Source organism: Stenotrophomonas sp. G106K1, assembly GCF_037969685.1.
GTDB classification, from domain to species: domain Bacteria; phylum Pseudomonadota; class Gammaproteobacteria; order Xanthomonadales; family Xanthomonadaceae; genus Stenotrophomonas; species Stenotrophomonas lactitubi.
This window is the reverse complement of sequence record NZ_JBBPFR010000004.1, coordinates 221,282-244,364: the sequence shown is the minus strand read 5'-3', so window position 1 is coordinate 244,364 and position 23,083 is coordinate 221,282. Positions and strand designations below refer to the sequence as shown.

The window sequence follows — 23,083 nt, the reverse complement described above, 5'->3', positions numbered from 1 at the left end:
GCCCAACATCGCATTCGCGCTGTCGCTTCGGTTGCCTTGCTGACGTCTTCTGCAGAGTACGACGCTCCCGCGTCGCGGAGCGCAGGCGACGCCGATGAACGACAGTCGCAGGATCAGCATGCTGGAGCTGGATCGCCACCTGAGCCAGTCGCTGGAGCAGGCACGGCATGCACCCGTGAGTGTGCAGCGTTACGGACAGCCGTGGGTGTGGATGCTGTCCAGCGATGCCTGGGCCGACGCAGCAAGATGGTCAGCGCTGGATGCCAGCGGCCATCCGCTGATGCTGCTGCGGCGGGCGTTGGACGCGCGCCTGCAGCCGTGGCCGGAATCGGCATTGGCCACGCTTGCACAGGAGTGCGGGGAGATGCGCATGGTGCAGCGTGCGGTGCTGCTGGTCGCGCTGCGCGCTCCGGCCAGCGTACAGCGCCTGCACGACGATCTGCGCTATCACCAGGTGTTCCGGCAGTTCATCGGCTTCGACCATGGCATGGCCTGGTCGCCCCTGCAGTGCATGCGTCTGCTGCAGGCGTGCGCCACGCCACTGCTGCAGTACTGCGTGGACGACACGTTTGCGCGTGTGCCTGCGTCGCTGCTGGATGCTGCCTGCATGGCGAACGCACGCCGCGTGGGTGATCGGCTGCAGGAACAGCGGAATTCCGCAGGATGTTTATCGTACTGACACATGCGCCGCTGACCATTGGGCAGCGGTCTCTTCCAGGATGATGAGGGCGGAACAATGGCAACGCAGATGGGTGGCCGCAGGGCACGGCAGCAGGGCTTCAGCCTGATCGAGATCATGGTGGTGGTGGTCATCATCGGCATTCTGGCTGCACTGATCGTGCCGCGGCTGATGGATCGCCCCGACCAGGCCCGCGTGGTGGCGGCACGCCAGGACATCGCGGCGCTGATGCAGGCCATGAAACTGTACCGGCTGGACAATGGTCGTTACCCCAGTGCCGAGCAGGGGTTGCAGGCGCTGGTGAAACCGCCGCAGGGCAGTGCTGCGATGCCGGTCACGCCGTATCTCGACCGCCTGCCGGCTGACCCGTGGGGTCACCCCTACCAGTACCAGAACCCAGGCACGCACGGCGATATCGACGTGTTCTCATTGGGGGCCGACAGCAAGCCCGGCGGTGAGGCCGGCAACGCAGATATCGGCTCCTGGCAGTTGTGAGGCCGGACAATGGCACGCCGGAACATTCCAGGTGCGTTTGCCCGCCAGCAGGGCATGGCGGTGATCGTGGCGATGCTGGTGGTGGCACTGGTGGCGGTGATCGCCACTGCACTGCTGACCCGTCAATCGGCGCAGCTGCGTGCGGTACGCAGCGATCAGCTGCGCATGCAGGTGCGCATGGCGGTGGACGCCAGCCTGGAGCGCGCGGCGCAGCAGTTGCGTGACGACGCGCGCGAGCAGTTGACTACCGTGGGCAGCGGACGCTGGGCGCGTCCGCTGCAGCTGCAGGTGCCGCTGCCGGTGCACCTGCAGCTGGTGGACGCGCAGTCGAGGTTCAACCTGCGCACGCTGTTGCCCGACGGCCAACCCGCAGCGGAGGCACTGCGTGCGTTCATCACTCTGTGTGCCGGGCAGGGGTTGCCTCGCGCCGCCTGTGCCAGCGCCGCAACACAGATCCAGTCGCGCCTGCGCGATGGCGAGCGGCAGGCGCGTGCACCGTTGCCGCGCGAGTCGCTGATCGAACAGGTGCTGGCCGGAGCCGATCCGGTCGCGATACAGGCACTGGCAGGGCGGACGGTGGTGCTGCCTGCGCAGACCCTGGTCAACGCCAATACAAGTGATATCGCTGTGCTGCAGGCGATTGCGCCCGGGGTGGATGCCGGGCGCCTGCAGGCGCTGCTGGGCGAGCGCGATCGTGGCCACTGGCTGCTCAACCGCGGTGACATCGCCAACCGGCTGCAGCTGAGCAACGAACAGATGGCGCTGATGCCGCTGGGTATCCACAGCGAATGGTTCCTGGCGGTTGGCCAGGTACAGGCAGACGGCGCATCGGTGGATTTCCGCGCATTGATCTGGCGCGAGTACCGCGACGACAGCGTGCGTGTGCAACGGGTATGGACGAGGATCGGTGCATGAGCACGCAGCTGAGAATGCGCCTGCCGGCGCTGGAACGATTGGATGGGGACAGCGCGGTCGAGTGGGCGCAGCTGCACAAGGACCGTGTTCTGGCGACGGGCACTGACCACCTGTCGACGCTGGGCCAGCGCTTTCCGCAGGCAATGGTGCATGCGAGCCTGGACCCGCAGGACCTGATCCTGCTGGAGCTGCAGCTGCCGCCGCTGTCCGGCCGACGCCTGCAGGCGGCCCTGCAGGGCGAAGTGGAAGCGATGCTGCTGGATGATCTGCAGGAGGTAGTGCTCGGCCATGGCACGCAGGCGGCCAATGGAACGGTGGCGGTGGCGTGGCTTGGCCTGCAGGCGATTGCGCGGGTAAGACAGCAGTTGCAGGACTGTGGGCTGCAGTTGCAGGCGCTTTATCCGACGCCCCTGCTGCTGCCGTGGTCGGCCGGGCAGGCCACCTTGCAGGTGTGTGGCGAGCATGTACTGGTTCGTTGCGGTCGTGATCGTGGCTTCGTCCAGTGGTGCAGCGGGCGCGACCTGGCCACGGTGATGCATATGCTGGCCGTGCGCTTGCAGCAGGCCGGGGTGCAGGCGGTGCAGTGGATCGATACCGTACCGGCTGCCTGGGCCGAGCGCCTGCCAGCCAGCGTGCTGGCGCAGGCGGTGCAGTCCAGCGGTCCGCTGCCTGGCTGGTCGCTGCCGTTGCCGGCCATGGGTGCAGGTGCGCCGCGGTTGGCCATCGGTCTTGCGTTGGCGGCGGCGGTGCTGGCTGCGCTGGGTCTGCAACTGCAGGTATCGCGCTGGCATGGCGAGGGTGAAGCCTTGCGGCAGGACATGGCGCGGCAGTTCAGCACGCACTTCCCGGAGATCCACGATGTGGTCGACCCGGTGTTGCAGGCACGGCGGGCACTGGCGGTGCCGGCAGCGCCACGGACACTTCCTGCCGTGCAGCAGCAGGTTGCCAGCGTGCTGCAGACCATACCCGAGTTGGCGGGCCAGGTCCGCAGCCTGCGCTATCAGCCGGGCCAGCTGGACATGGAACTGGACGCCGACGCGCAGGCGTTGGCCGAGGACGCGCAACGGCTGGAGCGCTGGCAGCAGGCGACGCAGGCACAGGGGCTGGAGCTTGCGCGCGAAGCCGGTGGCCGGTTGCGGATCAGCAGCGGGGCCGCGCCGTGACAGCAGCCGGGTTGCGCCCAGCGGATTCCCTGCGTGGGCTGCAGCACCGTTGGCAGCGGCTGGCGGCGCGCGAGCGCGCGATGCTGCTGTTGATGTCTGCCGCGATAGTGGCGGCCGCACTGTGGCTGGGTTGGCTGCAGCCGCTGCTGAAACAGCGCAGCCATTGGCAGGCTGAACTGCCACGTCTTCAGGCGCAGTCGGCGGCACTTGCACCGCTGCTGCACGCCCGTGAACAACAGCGGCAGGCACGCGGCCAGCGGCCGACGCTTGCCGGGCTGCGCCAACAGATCACCGCTGCGGGCCTGGCCGGCAGCCTGCATATCGAAACGCGTGACGGGCGCTGGCACCTGCAGGTGCGCAGTGTGCCCGCCGATGCGCTCTGGAACTGGCTGCTGCCCTTGCTGGCCGACCCGGCCATCGAACTGCAGCAACTGCAACTGCAACGCACAGGGGACGCGAACATGCCGGCGGCACGGATTTCCGGAAACATCGTGATGGCCGCCAATGGCGGTGGCCATCCATGAAGGCGATGCGCAGCCTGGGCTGCAGCGCGGTACTGGCGCTGGTGGTGGGCCTGGCCCATCTTCCGGCAGCGGTGCAGGCGCAGGACGCCGGTGGCGAACCGGTGCAGTTGAACCTGGTGGACACCGATATCGGTGGGGTGCTGCGCATGGCGGCGCGCTTCACCGGCCGCCAGTTCCTGGTCGACCCACGGGTGACCGGCAAGATGACCGTGGTCTCCGATGGGCCGGTCAGCCGTGTGCAGGCTTACCAGCTGCTGCTGGGTGCATTGCGCATGCGCGGGTTTGCCGTGGTTGAAAGTGGAGGCGTCAGCCGGGTGGTGCCACAGGCCGATGCCAAGCTGCTGGGCGGTCGTGTTGGTGTCGGCGGCGCGGGAGGCGAGATAGCCACACGCACGTTTGCACTCCGCTACGAGAGCGCAGCGGCGCTGGTGGCGGTGCTCCGGCCGATGATCACCGCGGACAATCCGATCACCGCGAACCCGGGCAACAACACGCTGGTCATCACCGACTACGCCGACAACCTGGAGCGCATCGCGCGGGTAATCGCCAGCGTGGATACGCCAGCCGGCATGGACACCGACGTGGTCAAGCTGCAGCAGGGCATTGCCGTGGACGTGGCGGCGATGGTCGCACCGTTGCTGGATGCGCAGGGCGCGGAGCCGGCGCAGAAAGTGGTGGTGATGGCCGACCCGCGCAGCAACAGCGTGCTGCTGCGCTCCAGCAGCCCGGGCCGTACGCGCCTGGCGCGGCAGCTGGTGGAGAAGCTGGACAAGGCCCAGGATGAGTCCGGCAACCTGCATGTGGTGTACCTGCGCAATGCCCAGGCCACCCAGCTGGCCGGGGTGCTGCGTGGCGTGGTGGCAGGGCAGAGCGATGCGCCGGCGATGGGCAGCACCGACGGCATCACGGCATTGCCGGGCGAGACCAGCCGCAACGCCAGCACGCCGGCGCAACCCGCACAGGGCAAGAGCAAGGGCAATGCGCTGGAATCGCCGCGGCTAGACCCGGGTCGTCGTGATCCGATCGATGCCGGCAGCAGCGGTTTCAGCCAGAACGGCATCTCGGTGCAGGCGGACATCGCCACCAATACCCTGCTGATCTCCGCGCCGGAGCCGGTGTACCGCAACCTGCGGCGAGTGATCGACCAGCTCGATCAGCGGCGGGCGCAGGTGCTGGTGGAGAGCCTGATCGTGGAGGTAAACCAGACCGATGCCGCTGAACTGGGCGTGCAATGGATGCTGGGCAATGGCCGCACGTTCGGTGGCACCCATTTCGGCGGCACCACCGGTGGCAGTGGCATCAGCACCACTGCGCGTACCACGCTGGATGTACTGCCGAAGGACGGCCTGAACATCGGCGTGATCGACGGCACGATCAACCTGCCGGGTGTCGGCCAGATCCTCAACATGAAGGCGCTGGCCAACGCCCTGCAGAGCAAAGGCGGCGCCAACATCCTCTCCACGCCGAACCTGATGACCCTGGACAACGAGGCGGCCAGCATCATGGTCGGGCAGACCGTGCCCTTCATCAGTGGCCGCTATGTGACCGACGGTGGCGGTGGCAGCAACAACCCGTTCCAGACCATTGAACGCGAGGATGTGGGCCTGAAGCTGCGGGTGCGCCCGCAGATTTCCGAGGGCGGCACGGTGAAGCTGGATATCTACCAGGAAGTCAGCAGCATCGATGCGCAGAGCTCGGGCAGCGCCGGCATCATTACCAACAAGCGGGCGCTGGATACCAGCGTGCTGCTCGATGACGGCCAGATCATGGTGCTGGGCGGCCTGCTGGAAGACAGCGTCAGCCACGGCCGTGATGCGGTGCCGGGGCTGGGGAAGATTCCGGTGCTGGGCGCGCTGTTCCGCAGCGACACGCGCAAGCGGGCCAAGACCAACCTGATGGTGTTCCTGCGCCCGCACGTGGTGCGCGACCCGGCCGCCGGACAGCGCCTGACCCGCGACCGCTACGACTACATGCGCAATGCACAGGCCGCTGCGCAGCCCGTGCAGAGCTGGGCGTTGCCTGCGCTGTCGGCGCCGCAGCTGCCGCCGCAGGACCTGTCGGTGCTTGGCCAGGGCAGTGCGCGTGATGGCCAGGGCCAGCCGTTGCAGAACGGCAGCCTTGCGGCGTTGTATCCGGCCAGCGAGGGCAATGTGCAGGTGGTGCAGTACGCGCAGGGGCTGGATGCGGCGCGTGCGACCCAGGCCGTGGCACAGGTGCGCGCGCTTGGCCTGCAGGCCTATGCCGAAACCACGCCGGGTGAACCGGGACAGCGTCTGCGGGTGCGGGTGGCACGCGACCCGGCCACGCTCGACCCGGCGCTGCAGCAGCTGCGCGGGCTGGGCTACACCCCGGAACTGGTCATCGGGCCATGAGCATGCCCCTGCCGTTGCCACTGCTGCCGTATGCCTGGGTGCGCAGCCACGGGGTGATGCTGGCCGAAGCAGGCGGCGCGCCGGTACTGCTGGGGACCGCCGAGACCGCCGCCTGGGCAGTGGCCGAGCTGCGCCGGCGGCACGGGCCAGTACCGTTCCAGGTGCTGGATGCGGCGGTGTGGCAGCAGCGGTTGGGCGAACAGTATCGTGACGGTGGCGACGCTGCTGCGGTGGTCGGCGCGGCCGAAAGCGAAGTCGATCTCGACCGGTTGATGCAGGACATGCCCGAGGTGACCGATCTGCTGGATGCGCAGGATGACGCGCCGGTGATCCGCATGATCAACGCGCTGCTGGCGCAGGCCGCGCGTGATGGCGCCAGCGACCTGCACATCGAACCTTTCGAAACGCACTCGGTGGTGCGCTACCGCGTCGATGGCACCCTGCGTGACATGGTGCAGCCACGGCGTGCGCTGCATGCGGCGCTGGTCTCGCGCATCAAGATCATGGCCCACCTGGATATCGCCGAAAAGCGCCTGCCGCAGGATGGGCGCATCGCCATCCGCGTGGGTGGCAGACCGCTGGACATCCGTGTGTCCACGGTACCGACCGGACATGGCGAGCGCGCGGTGCTGCGCCTGCTGGAAAAGGACGCCGGGCGATTGCAGCTGCAGCGGCTGGGCATGGCCGACGACACCCTGGCCACCTTCACCGGGTTGATCCGCCAGCCGCACGGCATCGTGCTGGTGACCGGGCCGACCGGCAGTGGCAAGACCACCTCGCTGTATGCGGCACTGGGGCAGCTCGACAGCAGCACCAGCAACATCCTCACCGTGGAAGATCCGGTGGAGTACGACTTCGCCGGCATCGGCCAGATCCAGGTCAACGCGCGCATCGGCATGAGCTTCGGCACGGCATTGCGCGCGATCCTGCGCCAGGATCCGGACACCATCATGATCGGTGAGATCCGTGACCTGGAAACGGCGCAGATCGCGGTGCAGTCGTCGCTGACCGGCCATGGCGTGCTGGCGTCGCTGCATACCAACGATGCGATCTCGGCGGTGACCCGACTGGCCGACATGGGCGTGGAACCGTTCCTGCTGGCCTCGTCGCTGCGCGGCGTGCTGGCGCAGCGGCTGGTACGCAGGCTATGCCTGCAGTGCCGGCGTGCCGAGGTCGATGCGGAAGGCCGCACGCTGTGGCGGGCCGTAGGTTGCCCGGCCTGCGCGAACAGCGGCTACCGCGGGCGCACCGGCATCCATGAACTGTTCGTGGTGGATGAGCGCGTGCGCGCGTTGATCCATGAAGGGCAGGGCGAACCCGCGCTGCGCGAGGCCGCGCGGCGTGCCGGCATGCGCACCCTGCGCCAGGATGGGCAGCGCTGGGTCGACAGCGGGGTGACCACGCTGGAGGAGATCCTGCGCGTGACCGGCGACGACTGAGGCGCGCATGGCACTGTTCGATTACCAGGCCGCCAACGCACAGGGGCGCATAGAGAAAGGACAGCTGGACGCCGATAACGCGCGCGGCGTGCGCCAGCAACTGCGCGGGCGTGGGCTGACACCGGTACAGGTATCAGCCGCACGCAATGCCGGCAGTGGCTGGGGCACGCGCAGGCTGTCGGCCAGCGAACTGGCCTGGGCCACGCGGCAACTTGCCAGCCTGCTGGCCGCCAGCCTGCCGCTGGAAAGCGCGTTGAGCGCGGTGATCGAACAGGCTGAACGCCCGCACGTTGCGCAGGCGCTCACCGAGGTGCGTGCCGATGTGCGCGCCGGTCAACGGTTGACCGTGGCGTTGGCGGCACGGCCGCGCGACTTTCCCGCGATCTATCGTGCCCTGGTGGGTGCCGGTGAGGATTCCGGCGATCTGGCGCGGGTGATGGAGCGCTTGGCCGACTACATCGAAGAGCGCAACGCGTTGCAGGCGAAGGTGCTGACGGCGTTCATCTACCCGGCAGCGATCAGCCTGGTGTCGGTGGCGATCGTGATCTTCCTGCTCAGCTACGTGGTGCCGCAGGTGGTGACTGCGTTCGTGCAGGCGCGGCAGACGCTGCCGATGCTGACCCAGGTGATGCTGGCGGCCAGTGCTTTCGTACGCGCGTGGGGCGTATGGACGGGATTGGGCATCGGCGCGCTGGTGGTGGGTTGGCGGCTGGCACTGCGGCGGCCGGATCTGCGCCTGCGCTGGGACACCCTGCTGTTGCGCGTACCGATGGTGGGCCGTTTCGTGCTGGGCGTGAACAGCGCACGCTTCGCCTCGACACTGGCGATCCTGCTTGATGCTGGTGTGCCCTTGCTGCGTGCACTGGACGCCGCGCGACAGACACTGGGCAACGCGCTGCTGGCGCGCTGTGCCGAGGATGTGGCCGCACGCGTGCGCGAAGGTACTTCGCTTGGCGCTGCGCTGAAGGTGCAGAAGGTGTATCCGCCGATCCTGGTGCATCTGGTGGCCAGTGGCGAGAAGACCGGTTCATTGGCACCGTTGCTCGACCGCGCTGCGCAGACCATCTCGCGCGAGATTGAACGCCGTGCAATGGCGCTAACCGCATTGCTGGAGCCCACGATGATCCTGGTGATGGGCGGCGTGGTGCTGACCATCGTGCTGGCCGTGCTGATGCCGATCATGGAAATGAACCAGCTGGTGCAATGACGTGCATCCACGCATGGCGTGGATCCACCGACGTCCGGATTCTCCACACAATCATCCACACCTTTTTTCGATCTTCCACAGGTTTCTTAAGCGGCCTGTCATCGGCGGCGACCAGCATGTCCCTGTCGCCGCAGAGTGGGCTGGGAGGCCCTCGGCGGCAGCAGGCGTGTAGTGACCGTTCCTCCCTTGGTGTTTCACCTTCGCAGTAAACCCTTCAGGAGAAGATCATGAACAAGTACAAGACTCTGGCCGCGCTGGTTGCTACCGCGCTGCTCGCCACTGCCGGTGCCGCTTCGGCCCAGACCGCTGTCACCGGCGGCGGTGCTTCGCTGCCGGCCGACCTGTACAAGGGCCAGACCGACAGCATCCTGCCGGCCAACTTCAGCTACGCCGTGACCGGTTCGGGCACCGGCAAGAAGGCCTTCCTCGAAAACAACTCGGCGCTGTTCTCGACCACCGGCACCGTGCATTTCGCCGGCAGCGACTCGGTGCTGAGCGGCACCGAGCTGAGCACCTACAACAGCACCTACAATGTCTCCACCGATGCCAACCGCTACGGCGCACTGGTGCAGATCCCGTCGGTCGCCACCTCGGTCACCATCCCGTTCAACAAGGCCGGCTCGGCCGTTGACCTGTCGGTCACCCAGATCTGCGGCATTTTCTCCGGCAAGGTCACCAACTGGAGCCAGCTGGCGGGCCTGGGCCGCACCGGTGCCATCCAGGTCGTCTACCGCGGCGAGAGCAGCGGCACCAGCGAACTGCTGACCCGCTTCCTGACCACCGCCTGCCAGCCGGCTGACGTGTCGGGCACCAACCTGAAGTTGACCAACGGCGTGCCGGCGTTCTCGGTGCAGTCGACCTTCGCCAACCTGTTCACCACCGTGCCGTCGAACTTCATCGCCGCACCGGCCACCGGTGGCAGCTCGCTGTACAACGCGGTGTACGCCGTTGACGGCCGCGTCGGCTACGTTGGCCCGGACGTGATCCCGAGCCTGACCGATGCCACCAAGATCGCCAAGGTCAAGGGCTTCTCGCCGGATGAAGTGAGCGTGCAGGCAACGCTGGAAACCGCTGCGCCGCCGACCGGTGCCGCTGCCGAGAACCCGGCGAACTGGGTGCCGGTGTTCGGCAACCCGAGCGCGGGCTATCCGATCGCTGGCTACACCAACTTCGTGTTCGGCCAGTGCTACAAGAACGCCACCGTGGGCGCCAACGTGCGCGGCTTCCTGACCCGCCATTACGGCAGCACCGTGGTCAACGGTGTCGAGCAGGGCCCGAACGACGCCGCCATCCGCGCGCACAAGTTCATCCCGCTGACCAAGGCCTGGCGCGATGCGGTCCGCACCCGCTTCGCGACCGCTACCAATGCCGGTGCCGTGAACAATCCGAGCACCTGCTCGGGCATCGGCCGTCCGCTGTAACTGCGATTGTCTCGGTAATTGCAGGAAACGCACAAGGGCGCCGGCAGCAATGCCGGCGCCTTCTGCGTATGTCCACTGCATGACAGTGATGCGCCTGTCGCCTTCACGCCGCCGCCACCGTCTATGAGGTGCAGGGCGTGCCATCGCGCAGGTCCATCCGTACACGCCGCCGACGACGCGGCCCATCAGGTTGACGAGGTCCCCGATGTCGCACCCGCATTCGCCCACCACCCGTTTCCCTGCTGCCCTGTGGCGCAGCCACCCTATGGCCTGGGCCGTCGCCGTGGCCCTGGGCAGCGTGGTGGCTCCGGCCAGCCAGGCGCAGCAGGCGTTCAGCCCCGGCTGGTTCGCCGACCGCGGCGCCGCCCAGGGTGCAGCAGCGCAGAGCGGCCGCATGCCCAATGGAGTGCCGATCCAGTTCCAGCTGCCTGCACAGCAGCAGGATGCAGCGCGGCAGAAACTGCAGCAGTCGATCGACAACCTCGGCACGGCCGCGCAGGCCATCGCATTGCAGCAGCGCATGCAGGAGCAGGCCAGGCAGGCGCGACGCGAGGCGGGCTTCGTGGTGGCTGATGGGTTGGGCAATGACGGCCTGAAGGTGGACGAGAATCCGCTGACCCGGGGCTGGATCAATGCCCGCGAAGCGACCCAGTCGCGGGGCGTCGATGGCCGGGTGCAGGTCAGCATCGAGCAGACCGCTGACCAGGCGATCCTGAACTGGGAAACCTTCAACATCGGTGGCAACACCACCCTCAATTTCCTGCAGAACCCCGACTGGGCGGTGTTGAACCGGGTCAACGACCCCAACGCACGGCCCAGCCAGATCCTTGGCCAGCTGAAGGCCAATGGCACGGTGTTCGTGGCCAACCGCAACGGTGTGGTGTTCGGCAACAACAGCCAGGTCAATGTCCGCAACCTGGTGGCGGCGGCAGCGCGCATCAGCGACGCGCAGTTCCGTGAGCAGGGTCTGTACAGTGCCGACGCGAACACCTCGGCGCTGACCGACGCCGTAGGCAAAGTCATGGTCGAACGCGGTGCACGCATCACCACGCACGAGCCGACCACGGCAACGCGGGGCGGTGGCTACGTGCTGCTGGCTGGGCACAGCGTGGAGAACGCGGGCCAGATCGAGACGCGCAAAGGCCAGACCCAGCTTGCCGCCGGCGACAGTTTCGTGATCCGCCGTGGCGTGGGCACGGCGCAGAACACTGCATCGACCACCCGTGGCAACGAGATCGCACCGCGCTTCGTCGCTGACAGCACGGCCGGCAGCGTTCGCAACAGCGGTCTGATCCAGGCACGCGAGGGCGACATCACCCTGGCCGGCCGCGCGGTCGAACAGGCCGGCGTTGCGGTTGCGACCACCACGCTGAATCAGCGCGGTACGGTGCACCTGTTGAACTCGGCGTCGGATGCGGCGGGCAGCGTGACCCTGGCCTCCGGCTCGACGACCGCGGTGCTGCTGGAGGACGATGGAAAGAGCACGGCACTGGACAGCCAGCGTGATGCGCTCATCAAGGAATCCGGCGAGCAGGACAAGCTGCGTGGCGCGAGCAACAGTGGCACCTTCGACAATCTCTCGCGCCTGCAGGATCGTCGCGAGCAATCGCGCATCGAGATCGTTTCCGGCGGCGATGTGAACTTCCAGGCTGGCTCGCTGGCGGTGGCGACCGGAGGCCAGGTGATTTCCGATGCGAGCCGCCGCAGCTATCTGGACGATGGCGCCCACGTGGACGTGGCCGGTGCGGTCGGTGTGCAGGTGGCGATGGAAAGCAACAACGTCAAGGTGAAGGTTCAGGGCAATGAGTTGCGCGATTCGCCGGACAACCGTGACAGCGGCAAGCTGGTCAGCAGCGAGGTGTGGATCGACCGCCGCCAGTTGACGGAGGTGGCCGCAGGTACGGGTGGCTATGAAGGCACCCGCTGGTATGCCGGTGGCGGCTTGCTGGAAGTGAGCGGCTACCTGGACAACCAGGGGCATTCGATAGGCGAATGGGCTGCGCAGGGCGGCACCGTCCAGCTGGCAGGCAAGGAGGTTGTCAGCCACGCTGGTTCGCGCATCAATCTGGCGGGTGGCAGCCTGGATGTGCAGTCTGGCGTGGTCCAGCAGAGCTGGCTGCGTGGCCGCGACGGCCAGCTGTACCGTCTTGATGATGCCCCGGCAGAGATGCTGTACGACGGCCTGTACCGGGGCTTTGAAGTGAAGCAGGAACGCTGGGGCGTCACCGAGTCGTTCCGCAATCCGGTGGTGGCACCGGGGCAACGCTATGACAATGGCTATACCGTAGGGCGCGATGCGGGTCGGCTGCTGATCTCGGCACCTACCGCCGTTCTGCAGGGGCAGGTGGACACGGCTGCCTTCCAAGGCCTGCAACAGACGCGCCGCCCCGACCAGGAGCGGGATGGATACGCGCAGGCGCAGACGGCGGCCGCCCGCAACGCTCAACTCTGGCTGGGCCGCTACGACAACACCGGCCGCAATGCGGTTTATGACTCCCACGTATGGATCGGAAAGTACCCGGCCGATTCGCGGCAGGTATCGCTCCAGGTGCCGCTGGAGGAGTCGCAGCGCAACACGGTGTCGCTGGACAGCGATGTCCTGAGCGCGCAGCGCTGGGGCCGCGTCGACATTGCCTCGGCGGGACAGGTTGAACTGGATGGCACGCTCAGGCTGCAGGAGGGTGGGCAGCTTGCTCTCACCGGTAGCCGGATCAGCTTCGGCGGCACCGTGCAGATCGCGGGTGGCCAGGTGGAGGCCGGAAACCTGCTTCCGGTGCTCGGTCGACCCACTGCGTTGCTGTCCGCCGGGCGTGGCGCGGTCGATGTTGCCTCTGGTGCAGGGTTTGATCTTGCTGGTGGTTGGAGCAGTCCCCTTGCCGTGTCGGATGGGGGCGCCACGCAGGCGTGGATTGACGGTGGACAGCTACGCGTCAATGTCAGCCATGACATCACCGTGGGTGAGGGCGCACGTATTTCGGTGGATGCTGGTGGCAGCATCGATGCAAAGGGCAAGGGCCGGGTAGGCAAGGGCGGCAGCGTCAGCCTGTTGGCGGCCAGCACCGATGTCGCCACCGATGGCAGTGGTCGGCTGCGTATCAGCGATGGCGTCCGCTTCAGTGCGTTCGGCAGCGGCAGCGGCGCCTTCAACCTTGCGACCGGGGGCAAGGTCGTCATTGGTGGTGAAGCGCCGACGTCGGAAGCGTTGCACTTGCCGGCGCCGCTGTTCAGCAGCGGCTTCTCCCGCTACGACATCGGTGGCCACAACGGGCTGACCGTTGAAGACGGCGTGCAGTTGAATGTGGAACAGCCGGTCCTGCGCCTGGCCGAAGGCGCGCAGGGTGCATCGAGCCGCGAGCAGGGTCTGCAGGCATGGACGCCCCCGCTGTACATGGTTGATCCGGCCAGCGGTCGAATCAGCCAGCGCGCTGGCGCAGGCCTGACGTTGCGCGCGGGACATCTGCTGTCGGTTGGCGATCTGCGCATCGGCAACAATGCCGTGCTCAACGTCGACGCAGGGCAGTCGATCGAATTGTTCAGTTCCGGCGACATCAACGTGGCCGGTACCCTGAAGGCAGCCGGTGGCCGTATTCGCGTGGATGAGGCCTTCGATGCCTCCGGCGTGCGCGCCGATACACGCAGTGAGCGCCGCTGGACGATCGCCGACGGGGCGCTGCTGGATGTGAGCGGCGACGTGGTTTCCTCCGCCGATGCGCGCAGGCAGCTGCGCGGGCAGGTGCGCAAGGGTGGCACCATCGAAATCGGCGGCGCACTGGATTGGGAAGACCAGGACAACGTGCGCCACCTGCCGCCCGATACCTTGGTGGTCGTCGAGCGTGGCGCGCGGCTGGAGGCTTCCGGCGCCTCGGCGTTGCTTGATATCGACGGCAGCGGGCGCACGCAGGTGGACAGCGACGGCGGCAGCATCGTGCTGCGCGCGGCCAATGCGCTGTATCTGCAGGGTGTGCTTGACGCATCGGCAGGCGGTGATAGCGCCCGGGGCGGCACCCTGGGTGTGGCGTTCGGTGGTGGCACCTATGGCGGGACGGCCATGAACAAGGAGGTGCTGGCACCGCGTGTGATCTCGCTCACCCAGGCCATGCAAGGGGCGCAGGACCTACCTGACCGCCTGGAGTATGGCCATGCTGTGCTGTCTGTACAGCAGATCAAGGCAGGCGGCTTCGATCATCTCTCGCTGTTCGGTGACATCCGGGCGCAGGGCGATGTCAATCTGCGCATGGACCAGAGCCTGCGGATCCACGGCGTGAATGAACGCTCCCTGGGGTTCGCACTGGGCAACAGCGAGGGCAACCGCCTGCAGCTGAGTGCGCCTTACGTCCGTCTTGCACAGGGGCGTTGGTGGCAGCCGGCCGGGGAAGGCACGCTGCGCCCGGAGGAGGCGTCATTCGACGCAGGGAAGCAGCATCGCTTCGATGTCACGGCCGATCTGATCGATCTGCGCGATGTCAGCTGGCTGGCGAGCTTCGATCATGTCGACCTGCGCAGCAGCGGCGACATCCGTATGCTGGCGCCGGTCGCCAGCAGTTCGCGGGAGTCCACGCTTGCAAGCCCGGGGTCGATCGATATCAGCGCTGCGCGCCTTTATCCGGCTGCCCAGGCCAAGGGTCGCATCGTAGCCGGCGTTCCCGCCATCGGCCCTTCGGGATTGCCGACCTGGCAGAACCCCGACGCCGTACTGCGCATCCATGGTGTTGCGGGCGGTGCGCGACCGGCACCGGATTCTGCGTTCGGCAGCCTGGAATTGGTGGCGGCGGCGGTGGTGCAGGGCGGCAATGTGCAGGCGCCGTGGGGCCATGTGCAGCTGGGCGGCCAGGAGTTCAACTCGGGTCGTGCCAGCCGTGTCGATCTGCTTGCCGGCAGCGTGACCTCCATTAGTGGCGCCGGCCTGACGCTGCCATTCGGCGGCACGGTGGACGGTGTGACCTGGCGAAAGGCCGGTGCCGAATTCAATGTGCTTGACCCCGGATCGGTCAATATCCCGATTGGTGTGAACATCGTAGCCAATGCGTTCAACGGCGCCACAGGCAGCGTCGTGGATGTTTCCGGCGGAGGTGAGTTGTCCGGCGCTGCCTTCGTGGCCGGGCGCGGCGGCTCGGTCGATATCCTGCGACACACGTTGGCGGATGCGAATCCGCGCTATGGCTTCAGTCACGCTGGCAATGCGGTCTACGCCATCGTGCCGGAGCGATCGGACGCGCAGGCGCCGCTGGCGACAGCAGACGGCAGCGCCAACCCGCGAGTGGGTCAACAGATCACCGTACCCGCAGGCGTACCAGGGCTGCCGGCCGGCACCTACACGCTGCTGCCGGCCAGTTACGCCCTGCAGCCCGGCGCGTTCCGCGTCGAGATCGGCGTGGAGAACGCGATCGGCAGTGGCCAGCCGGTGCAGACCAGCACCGGATCCTGGCGGCTCAGCGGGCATCAGGGCCAGGGCTTCGGTGGGTCGGTCTCGCCGCTGCTCACCGATCTGCTGCTGACGCCTGCGGAGACCGTGCGGCGCCATGCCAGTTACAACGAAACATCCTACGGCACATTCGTGCAGGGCGTGGCTGAACGTCGCGGTGAAGCGCTGCGCTGGCGACCCGTAGATGCCGGCAACCTCAGCCTGATGCTCGGCGATGGCGCGGGTCGCATGGGCACGCCGGCCGTCACCTTTGGTGGACTGTCACGCTTCAGTCCAGGCGGCGCGCAGGGGCGCGGCGGGATTCTTTCGGTCAACCTCGTTGCGCCGGACGGTGCATCGCTGGAGATTGTCAAAGAGGGCAGCAGCACCAGCACGGAGCGCGGAGCGACCGTCTTCGACGCGGCGCTCAATGCAATGCGGCCGGAGATCATGCTGATCGGCGGGACGTTCCGCCGTGACGCGACCACCAACTCGGTGGAAGGCAGCGCAACGCAGTTGGCCGTGCGCAGCGGCGTCAATCTGGTGGCACAGGAAGTGCTGCTCGCTGCCGCCTTCGGAGGCAAGGGCATCCTGCTGGAGCAAGGCGCCTCGATCGACACCCTGTCCCTGGCCGATCCCTCGCGTGTGGACCAGACCACGGCGCCCTATCTGGTCTCGGGTGGGTTGCTGGCAGTATCGAATCAGCGCTTGACGGCGCTCAGCGCACAGGGCGGTTTGGCGGCAGGGGCGGTGGCGATCGATATCGGTGGCTGCGTGGCGGGCTGCAGTGGGCAGACCCGTTTGCTGTCTGCTGGCAGCATCAATGTGGTCACCGACGGCGCCTTGAACATCGGTGATGCGGTGAGCTATGGCACTCGCCAACTGGGCTTGGGCATGTCCGCGCTCAACCTGGGCAGTGCCGAGGCTATTGCAGCGGCAGCGGCGACGGGCGGATTGCCGGCCGGCATGACCATGAACCAGGAAGTCCTGCAACGGCTGCTGCGCGGCAGCACGGCGTCCGCTGCGCCTGCGCTGGAAGCTCTGAGCCTGACCGCGCGTGATGCGATCAATGTGTTCGGCAGTGTTGACCTGGACACCCGTGACAGCGCGACCGGGCGCAGCAGCCTGCGAAGCCTGGTGCTGGGTGCGCCGGCCATCCACGGCTACGGTGCCGCCACCGACCGCGCGCGCATCTTTGCCGACACCCTGGTATGGGACGGCACGCTGGCAGGCACGACCTTGCCGGGCGGCGAACAGGCCCTGCCAGGCGGGGAGGCGATGGTCGGCCGTCTCGGCAGTGGGCAGCTGGAGATCAATACGCGTGCGCTGCAACTGGGTCGTGCGCCGTTCACCCGGCCCAGTTCGTCGGTGGCCGCAGATCGCCAGGTCCTCGGTTTTGCCGGGGTATCGCTGGTAGCGTCCGAGCGGATGTTGTTCTCCGGCAAAGGCAGCCTCGATGTCTTCCAGCAGCAGGGCGACTACGTGGCTGGCACCGGCTGGCAGCGCACGGGGGGCGCGCTGGATATCATCACGCCACTGCTGACAGGCGACGCAGGCGCACAGCTGGCGATACGCAGTGGTGGCAACGTGCAGGTGCGGGGAGCGGCTGCCACCGCAGGCAATGATGCGCTCGGCGCAGAACTGTCGATCAAGGCCGAGCGCATTGCGATCGACAGCCAGGTTGCACTGGCTTCCGGCCGGTTCGATGCCAGCGCCCAGGAGGGAATCACTCTGGGCAGCAGTGCCGTGCTGGACCTGGCCGGCCGCAAGGTCAGCTTGTATGACGTGGACAAGTACAGCTGGGGCGGAGATGCAACACTGTCGTCCAGCACGGGCGACATCGTCACTGATGCGGCATCGCGCATCGACGTGTCAGCGCGCAACAACCGTGGTGGTCGATTGACGGTGCAGGCATTGGGCAAGCAGGGTGGCCGCGTGGCGCTGGCCGGAGCACTGCTGGGCAGTGCCAGCGGGCGCTACGATGCCGGAGGTACCGAAGTGCCCTACGACGGCGCTGAACTGGTGCTGCGTGCGCGCCACCTGCAGGACTTTGCCGGGCTCAACACGCGCCTGACGACCGGTGGCATTACGGGTGGCCGTACCTTCCAGCTGAGTGAAGGTGACCTGGTGATCGGCGATGAAGTGAAGGCTCGCCACGTCGATATCAGCCTCGATGGCGGCAGCCTGCAGGTCAACGGCCGCATCGATGCCAGCGGTGAACAGGTCGGCAGCATCCGCCTGTCGGCACGCGATGTGCTGCGCGTGGATGGAGCGCTGGATGCCCATGGCAGCGCCCTGCGCGTGGACAGCTACGGTAAGATCATCGACAGCCCGAACCGGGCGACGATCGAGCTGACGTCGGCCAATGGAGGCCTCCAGCTTGGGGGGGCGTCGGCGTTGGATCTGCGTGCGGGCACCTCAGTGCCTTCGGGTGCCGGTGCGGGCCGGAATGACGGACGCGCACGCGGCAGCGTCAAGCTCAATGTGCCGCGCGTGGGTGCCGATGATGCGGCCATCGAGGTGGCCAGTGGCATCCGCATCACCGGCGCGGGTGACATCCAGGTCAACGCCTTCCGCACCTATGATTCGGCGCCGCTGGCCAGCGCGCCGGACGTGCACGGCAATCGCCCGCAGGTGATCAACCAGCGCTGGCTGGATACCGTGGTGGACCCGGACAACAGCGCCTGGATGAACGGCGCGTTGGTCAACGCCGGCCTGCAGCAGCGCATGACCGCACTGGGCGAGCATCGGCTGCGTCCTGGCGTGCAGGTCGTGGCGCGGACCAGCGCCGACAATCCGCGCGGCGATCTGGTGGTTGCCGGCGATATCGATCTGTCCGGCTACCGCTACGGTCCGCAGTCGAACCGGATCGACCCGACGCGCCGGGGCTTCGGTGAGTCGGCCGCGCTGGTGCTGCGGGCCGAAGGGGATATCAACGTCTACGGCAGCATCAATGACGGCTTCGCGCCGCCGCCAGCCAATCCCGATGAGGACGGTTGGGTGTTGCTGGAGGGACGCAGCGTAGGCGCGCCCAACACGGCCTTTGGCGGCGACCTGATCGTGCCCGGGGAGGGGGTCCAGCTGCAGCGCGGCACCGAGTTCCGTGCGGGTGCCACGTTGAACTATGCACTGCCGTTCGAGGCCGTGACGCTGCCCGTTGGAACCGTGCTGCCCGCGGGAATGACGTTGGCCGGGCAGCTGTTGCTGCCGGCCGGTACCGTGCTGGGCGCAGCGGTGACAACCGACGGCGGCCAGGTGATGGCGGCCGGCACTGTGCTTGCCCAGGCGCTGACGCTGCGGGCCGGTGCGCGCTTGGGCGCGGGTTTCCGCCTTCGCGCGCCGGCGCCGGTTGCGGCACAGGTATGGCCGGCCGGCGTTGCCCTGCCGATGGCGATGAAACTCTCCGGAGCGCTGGATCTGCATGCCGGTGCCATCATCCCGTCGATGACCAAGGTGGAGCTTGCCGGCGACGCTCCGGTGAAGCTGCGGACCGCAGATGCCAGTGGCCGCCAGGGCCGCAACTGGGCGCTGGCCGCGATGCTGCCCGAAGGCACCACGTCGTGGGATCTGACTGCTGTCGCGGGTGCCGATGCGGCGGCCGCCGATCCGCGCAGCCGACGCTGGGGAAGTGACGGCAGCATCGTGCTGGCCGACAGCCACTACAGCACCATCGGTACGGTGACCACGACGACGGAATGGAAAGGTGATCGCGTGATCACCCTGGACGGCTCGCTGAATCTGTGGGGCGATGAATCGTGGGTGGGGAAGCCCGTGGCCGATCTGGCCCGGGAGCTCGGTTTGACCGAGAGCGAAGTCTGTGACCTCGGACCCAACTGCGGCCCCGCGCCACGCCTGGTCGACAAGGAAGGCTCACTGACTTGGTGGGGCGATGAGTCCTGGGTCGGCCGCCCGGCATCGGAGCTGGGTGCCGAAATGGGCATGTCGGAAGAGGAGATCTGCGCGGCAATGGGTTATTGCTATGGCGGTGGCACGCTGACCGAAGTGACCACCTATGGCAAGCGTCTGGGCGCCCCTGCCTGGAGCGTGCTGCGAACCGGCAAGGGTGACCTCGCGCTGCTGGCCGCACAGGACGTGCGGATGAAGTCCGGCTTCGGCGTGTACACCGCAGGTGCGCCGACGCTGATGGGCGATGGCAGCGACCCCCAGTTCAATCCGGTGCGTACGGCTGCGCCCTGGCACACCTCGCTGCTGGGAAGGAACCAGGTCTCGGGCAACTATGATGCGGCACTGGCCAGTTACCGTGCGTGGTATCCCGACCATGGCGGCGATCTCAGGGTTGAAGCCGGGCGCGACATCATCGGCGACGCCTGGACTGCCCGCTCCGAATCGGGTACGGCGCAGCGCGACCAGGCGGGGCATTCAAGCGCAGCCGTGGGCGGCTGGTTGTGGCGGCAGGGCTCGGGCACCACCGAAGGCGTCCAGGCGACACCGACGAGTTGGTGGATCAACTTCGGCACGTACAGCACCGTGGGTGCCGAAGCGGACGCAGCTCCCCGCATGGTCGGCTTCACCGGCTTCGGCACGCTGGGAGGCGGCAATCTGTCACTGGAAGCGGGCCGCCACGCGGGCGTGCTCGACCCGATGGGCAATGCCCTGGGTCTGCTGACCGCGCCTCATTCCAGCGCCATCGTCGCGGCGGTCGGGGCGACCGGGCGCGTCAGCAACGGTGAGCTGCATCTGACCGGTGGCGGCGACCTGACGCTGCGCAGTGGCGGTGCGTTGAATCCTGGCCTGCGCGCCAGCGCGCAGCAGCCGGAGAGTTTTCTGCAGGATCTGGATCTCAATGGCGCGGTGACCAACCTGCGCGGCAGCACCCTGCTGCAGGCGGCACGCATCGGTGGCCTCAGTACAATACAGAGCAGCTACGGAACGCTGGGCCTGAAGAATCCGTTCGTGGCCGACGCGCCGGTGGCGATGGCGGGGCCGGTGCTCATCCTGGGTGATTCCACCGCCCGCCTGCTGGCCCGTGGGGACATTGTTCTCGGTGGCGCCGCGGATGCGGGGCGCGTACCCACAGCCAACTACAACGACGTGGTTCTGAGCAATGGCCAGCATGCAGCTGGCACGACGTGGTTCTCGCTCTGGACCCGAGGCACTGCGCTGGACCTGTTCTCGGCAGGCGGAAATCTCGCACCCAGCCTGGCCGGAAGTCTGCACACAACCGGTAGCAACATGTTCGCCGAAAGCATCGCGCTGCGCGAGCAATCCGGTGCCGGCAGCATCAATTACTGGCTGTATCCGTCCAGGTTCAGCGCGGTGGCAGCGAATGGAGACATCATCAGCGCCTCGCTTCGAGGCCTCGGACCGGGGGCGACCACGGGCGATGTGATCCTGCTCGCGCCCTCGGCCAGCGGCCGGCTCGATGTTCTGGCCGAGGGCTCGATCCATGCCGCGACCAACGCCACCGGCATTGCACGTTCCGGTAGCGACGCCCGCCTGCCTGGCCCGTTTGATCCTGCATTCATGGCCCAGCAGGGCGTCAGCCGGACCCGGGTCAGCCACAATCTCTCGAACGATGGGGTGCAGGGTCCGGACCCGGCGGCGATGCTGCCATTGTTCGCGTTCGGCCCCAGTACCCCGACCACCGGTGCGCTGACGTCCCGGCCCACATCACCCAGCCGCTTCTATGCCGTTGCCGGTGACATCATCGGCTTGGGCAGTGGTGACCGCAGGCAGTTGGAGAAGAACACCGGTACCGCGAACCGGACATTGTTTGACTGGTATGAAGCAGGCTCGGCAGTGCAATTGCGCGCCGGCCGTGACGTGATCAATGTGAACGTCACCGCGCTCAACACCAGCGGTACCGATATCAGCGGGATCGAGGCGGGCCGGGACATCATCCGCAGCAACCTGACGGTGGCCGGCCCCGGCAACGTCGAAGTGAGTGCAGGTCGGCAGCTGCGCCAGGAAGAGGCAGGCAGCATCGCCAGTCTTGGCGGTATCGTGCAGGGTGACACCCGGCCGGGTGCGAGCATTGCGGTGACCGCAGGCAACCAGCACATTGATTTCGATGCACTGCGCGCGCGCTACCTGGACAGCGCCAACCTCGCCGATCCGGCGCAGTCGCTGTCGGCGCAGCCGGGCAAGGCGGTGAAGATCTACGACAAGGAACTGAAGCAGTGGCTGCAGCAGCGCTTCGGCACCGCTGCCGAAGGCACGGATGTGCTGGCTGCGTTCGATGCGCTGCCGAAGGAGCAGCAGCGCATCTTCCTGCGCCAGGTCTACTACGCCGAACTGCGCGAAGGTGGTCGTGAATACACCAATGCAGACGGGCCGCGTTTCGGTTCCTACCTGCGCGGGCGCGAAGCGATCGCCACGCTGATGCCGGACAAGGATGCCAATGGTGCAACGATCAACCGTACTGGCGATATCGTGATGTATGGCGGTTCCGGTGTGCGCACCGAGGCGGGCGGCAACATCGAGCTGATGGCACCAGGTGGACAGATCGTGGTGGGCGTGCAGGGCGTGGTGCCTCCGGCCAGCGCGGGCCTGGTCACCCAGGGCCAAGGCGACATCCGTCTGTTCAGCCAGGACAGCGTGCTGCTGGGCCTGTCGCGGGTGATGACCACCTTTGGTGGTGACATCCTGGCGTGGTCCGAGCAGGGCGACATCAATGCCGGCCGCGGCTCGCAGACCACGCTGCTGTACACCCCGCCGCGTCGCGTCTACGACACCTGGGGCAACGTGATTCTGTCGCCGCAGGCCCCTGCCAGCGGTGCAGGTATCGCAACCTTGAACCCGATCGCCGAAGTGGCGCCGGGTGATGTCGACCTGATCGCACCATTGGGCACCATCGATGCAGGCGAGGCGGGTATCCGTGTGTCGGGCAACATCAACCTGGCGGCACTGCAGGTGCTCAATGCCGCCAACATCCAGGTGCAGGGCGACAGCAAGGGCCTGCCGGTACTGGCCTCGGTGAACGTCAATGCGCTGGCGTCGGCAAGCGCTGCGGCCAACAGCGCCAGCCAGGCTGCACAGGATGTGATGCGCAAGAGCCAGGACGATGCGCGGCGCAACCAGCCGTCGGTGATCAGCGTGCAGATCCTGGGCTTCGGCAGTGCCAGCAGCAGCATCGACCCGCCCGCACGCGGAAACACGGCCGCCGCCGCGGGCTACGACGTCAACAGCGCCTTCCAGTTCCCGCAGGCGCGTGCAGAAGCAGGCAAGCAGAAGGTGCAGTAGATCCACGCCATGCGTGGATGGAGGTCGGTGCGGACCAAGGTCCGCACCCACCACGCGCAGAACAGAGGATCGGGCCAGCTGCCAGGGAGCGGTGGCGGCCCCAGCCAGGACGGCACCGAGGGCAGGGAGCAGCCATCAGCGGTGAGGACCACCGACACGGCGTCGCCGGGCGCGGGACAGCGCCCGGCGACCGGGGAGCAGTAGATCCACGCCACGCGTGGATTCAGTTCAGTAGATCCACGCCATGCGTGGATGCAGTCCAGT

At 67.3% G+C, this 23,083-nt stretch carries 10 protein-coding genes; all 10 read left to right on the top strand.

Features of this window, described 5'->3' with window-relative positions; all coding sequences use genetic code 11:
• Positions 1–94: 94 nt before the first annotated feature.
• The 10 genes from WKB25_RS06375 (at position 95) to WKB25_RS06330 (ending at position 22,819) form a co-directional block, all read left to right on the top strand.
• Positions 95–679: a hypothetical protein gene (locus WKB25_RS06375; protein WP_340569454.1), complete on the top strand. Its 585-nt coding sequence runs from the start codon at positions 95–97 to the stop codon at positions 677–679.
• Positions 680–736: 57 nt separating this feature from the next.
• Positions 737–1,174 (top strand): type II secretion system major pseudopilin GspG, encoded by a 438-nt coding sequence (gspG, locus tag WKB25_RS06370; protein ID WP_340569452.1) that lies wholly within the window; start codon positions 737–739, stop codon positions 1,172–1,174.
• A gap of 54 nt (positions 1,175–1,228) precedes the next feature.
• Complete coding sequence (gspK, locus tag WKB25_RS06365) at positions 1,229–2,089, top strand: type II secretion system minor pseudopilin GspK (RefSeq protein WP_340569498.1); 861 nt, start codon at positions 1,229–1,231, stop codon at positions 2,087–2,089.
• The gene (gspL, locus tag WKB25_RS06360; RefSeq protein ID WP_340569450.1) at positions 2,086–3,252 is read left to right on the top strand and encodes a type II secretion system protein GspL; all 1,167 of its coding nucleotides are present in this window, start codon (positions 2,086–2,088) and stop codon (positions 3,250–3,252) included. Before gspK ends, gspL begins: the two co-directional genes overlap by 4 nt.
• Positions 3,249–3,776 (top strand): type II secretion system protein GspM, encoded by a 528-nt coding sequence (gene gspM, locus WKB25_RS06355; RefSeq protein ID WP_340569448.1) that lies wholly within the window; start codon positions 3,249–3,251, stop codon positions 3,774–3,776. The genes gspL and gspM overlap by 4 nt, the downstream gene beginning before the upstream one ends.
• Positions 3,773–6,148: a type II secretion system secretin GspD gene (gene gspD / locus WKB25_RS06350; protein WP_340569447.1), complete on the top strand. Its 2,376-nt coding sequence runs from the start codon at positions 3,773–3,775 to the stop codon at positions 6,146–6,148. Before gspM ends, gspD begins: the two co-directional genes overlap by 4 nt.
• 2 nt (positions 6,149–6,150) lie before the next feature.
• Positions 6,151–7,587: a type II secretion system ATPase GspE gene (gspE, locus tag WKB25_RS06345; protein WP_340569496.1), complete on the top strand. Its 1,437-nt coding sequence runs from the start codon at positions 6,151–6,153 to the stop codon at positions 7,585–7,587.
• A gap of 7 nt (positions 7,588–7,594) precedes the next feature.
• Complete coding sequence (gene gspF / locus WKB25_RS06340) at positions 7,595–8,794, top strand: type II secretion system inner membrane protein GspF (protein ID WP_340569445.1); 1,200 nt, start codon at positions 7,595–7,597, stop codon at positions 8,792–8,794.
• 227 nt (positions 8,795–9,021) lie between these two features.
• Positions 9,022–10,215, top strand: a complete 1,194-nt coding sequence (locus tag WKB25_RS06335; protein WP_340569444.1) for a substrate-binding domain-containing protein — start codon at positions 9,022–9,024, stop codon at positions 10,213–10,215.
• Between the two features lie 205 nt (positions 10,216–10,420).
• Entirely contained in the window at positions 10,421–22,819 is a 12,399-nt protein-coding gene (locus WKB25_RS06330; RefSeq protein ID WP_340569442.1) for a filamentous haemagglutinin family protein, read from the top strand.
• Positions 22,820–23,083 lie beyond the last annotated feature (264 nt).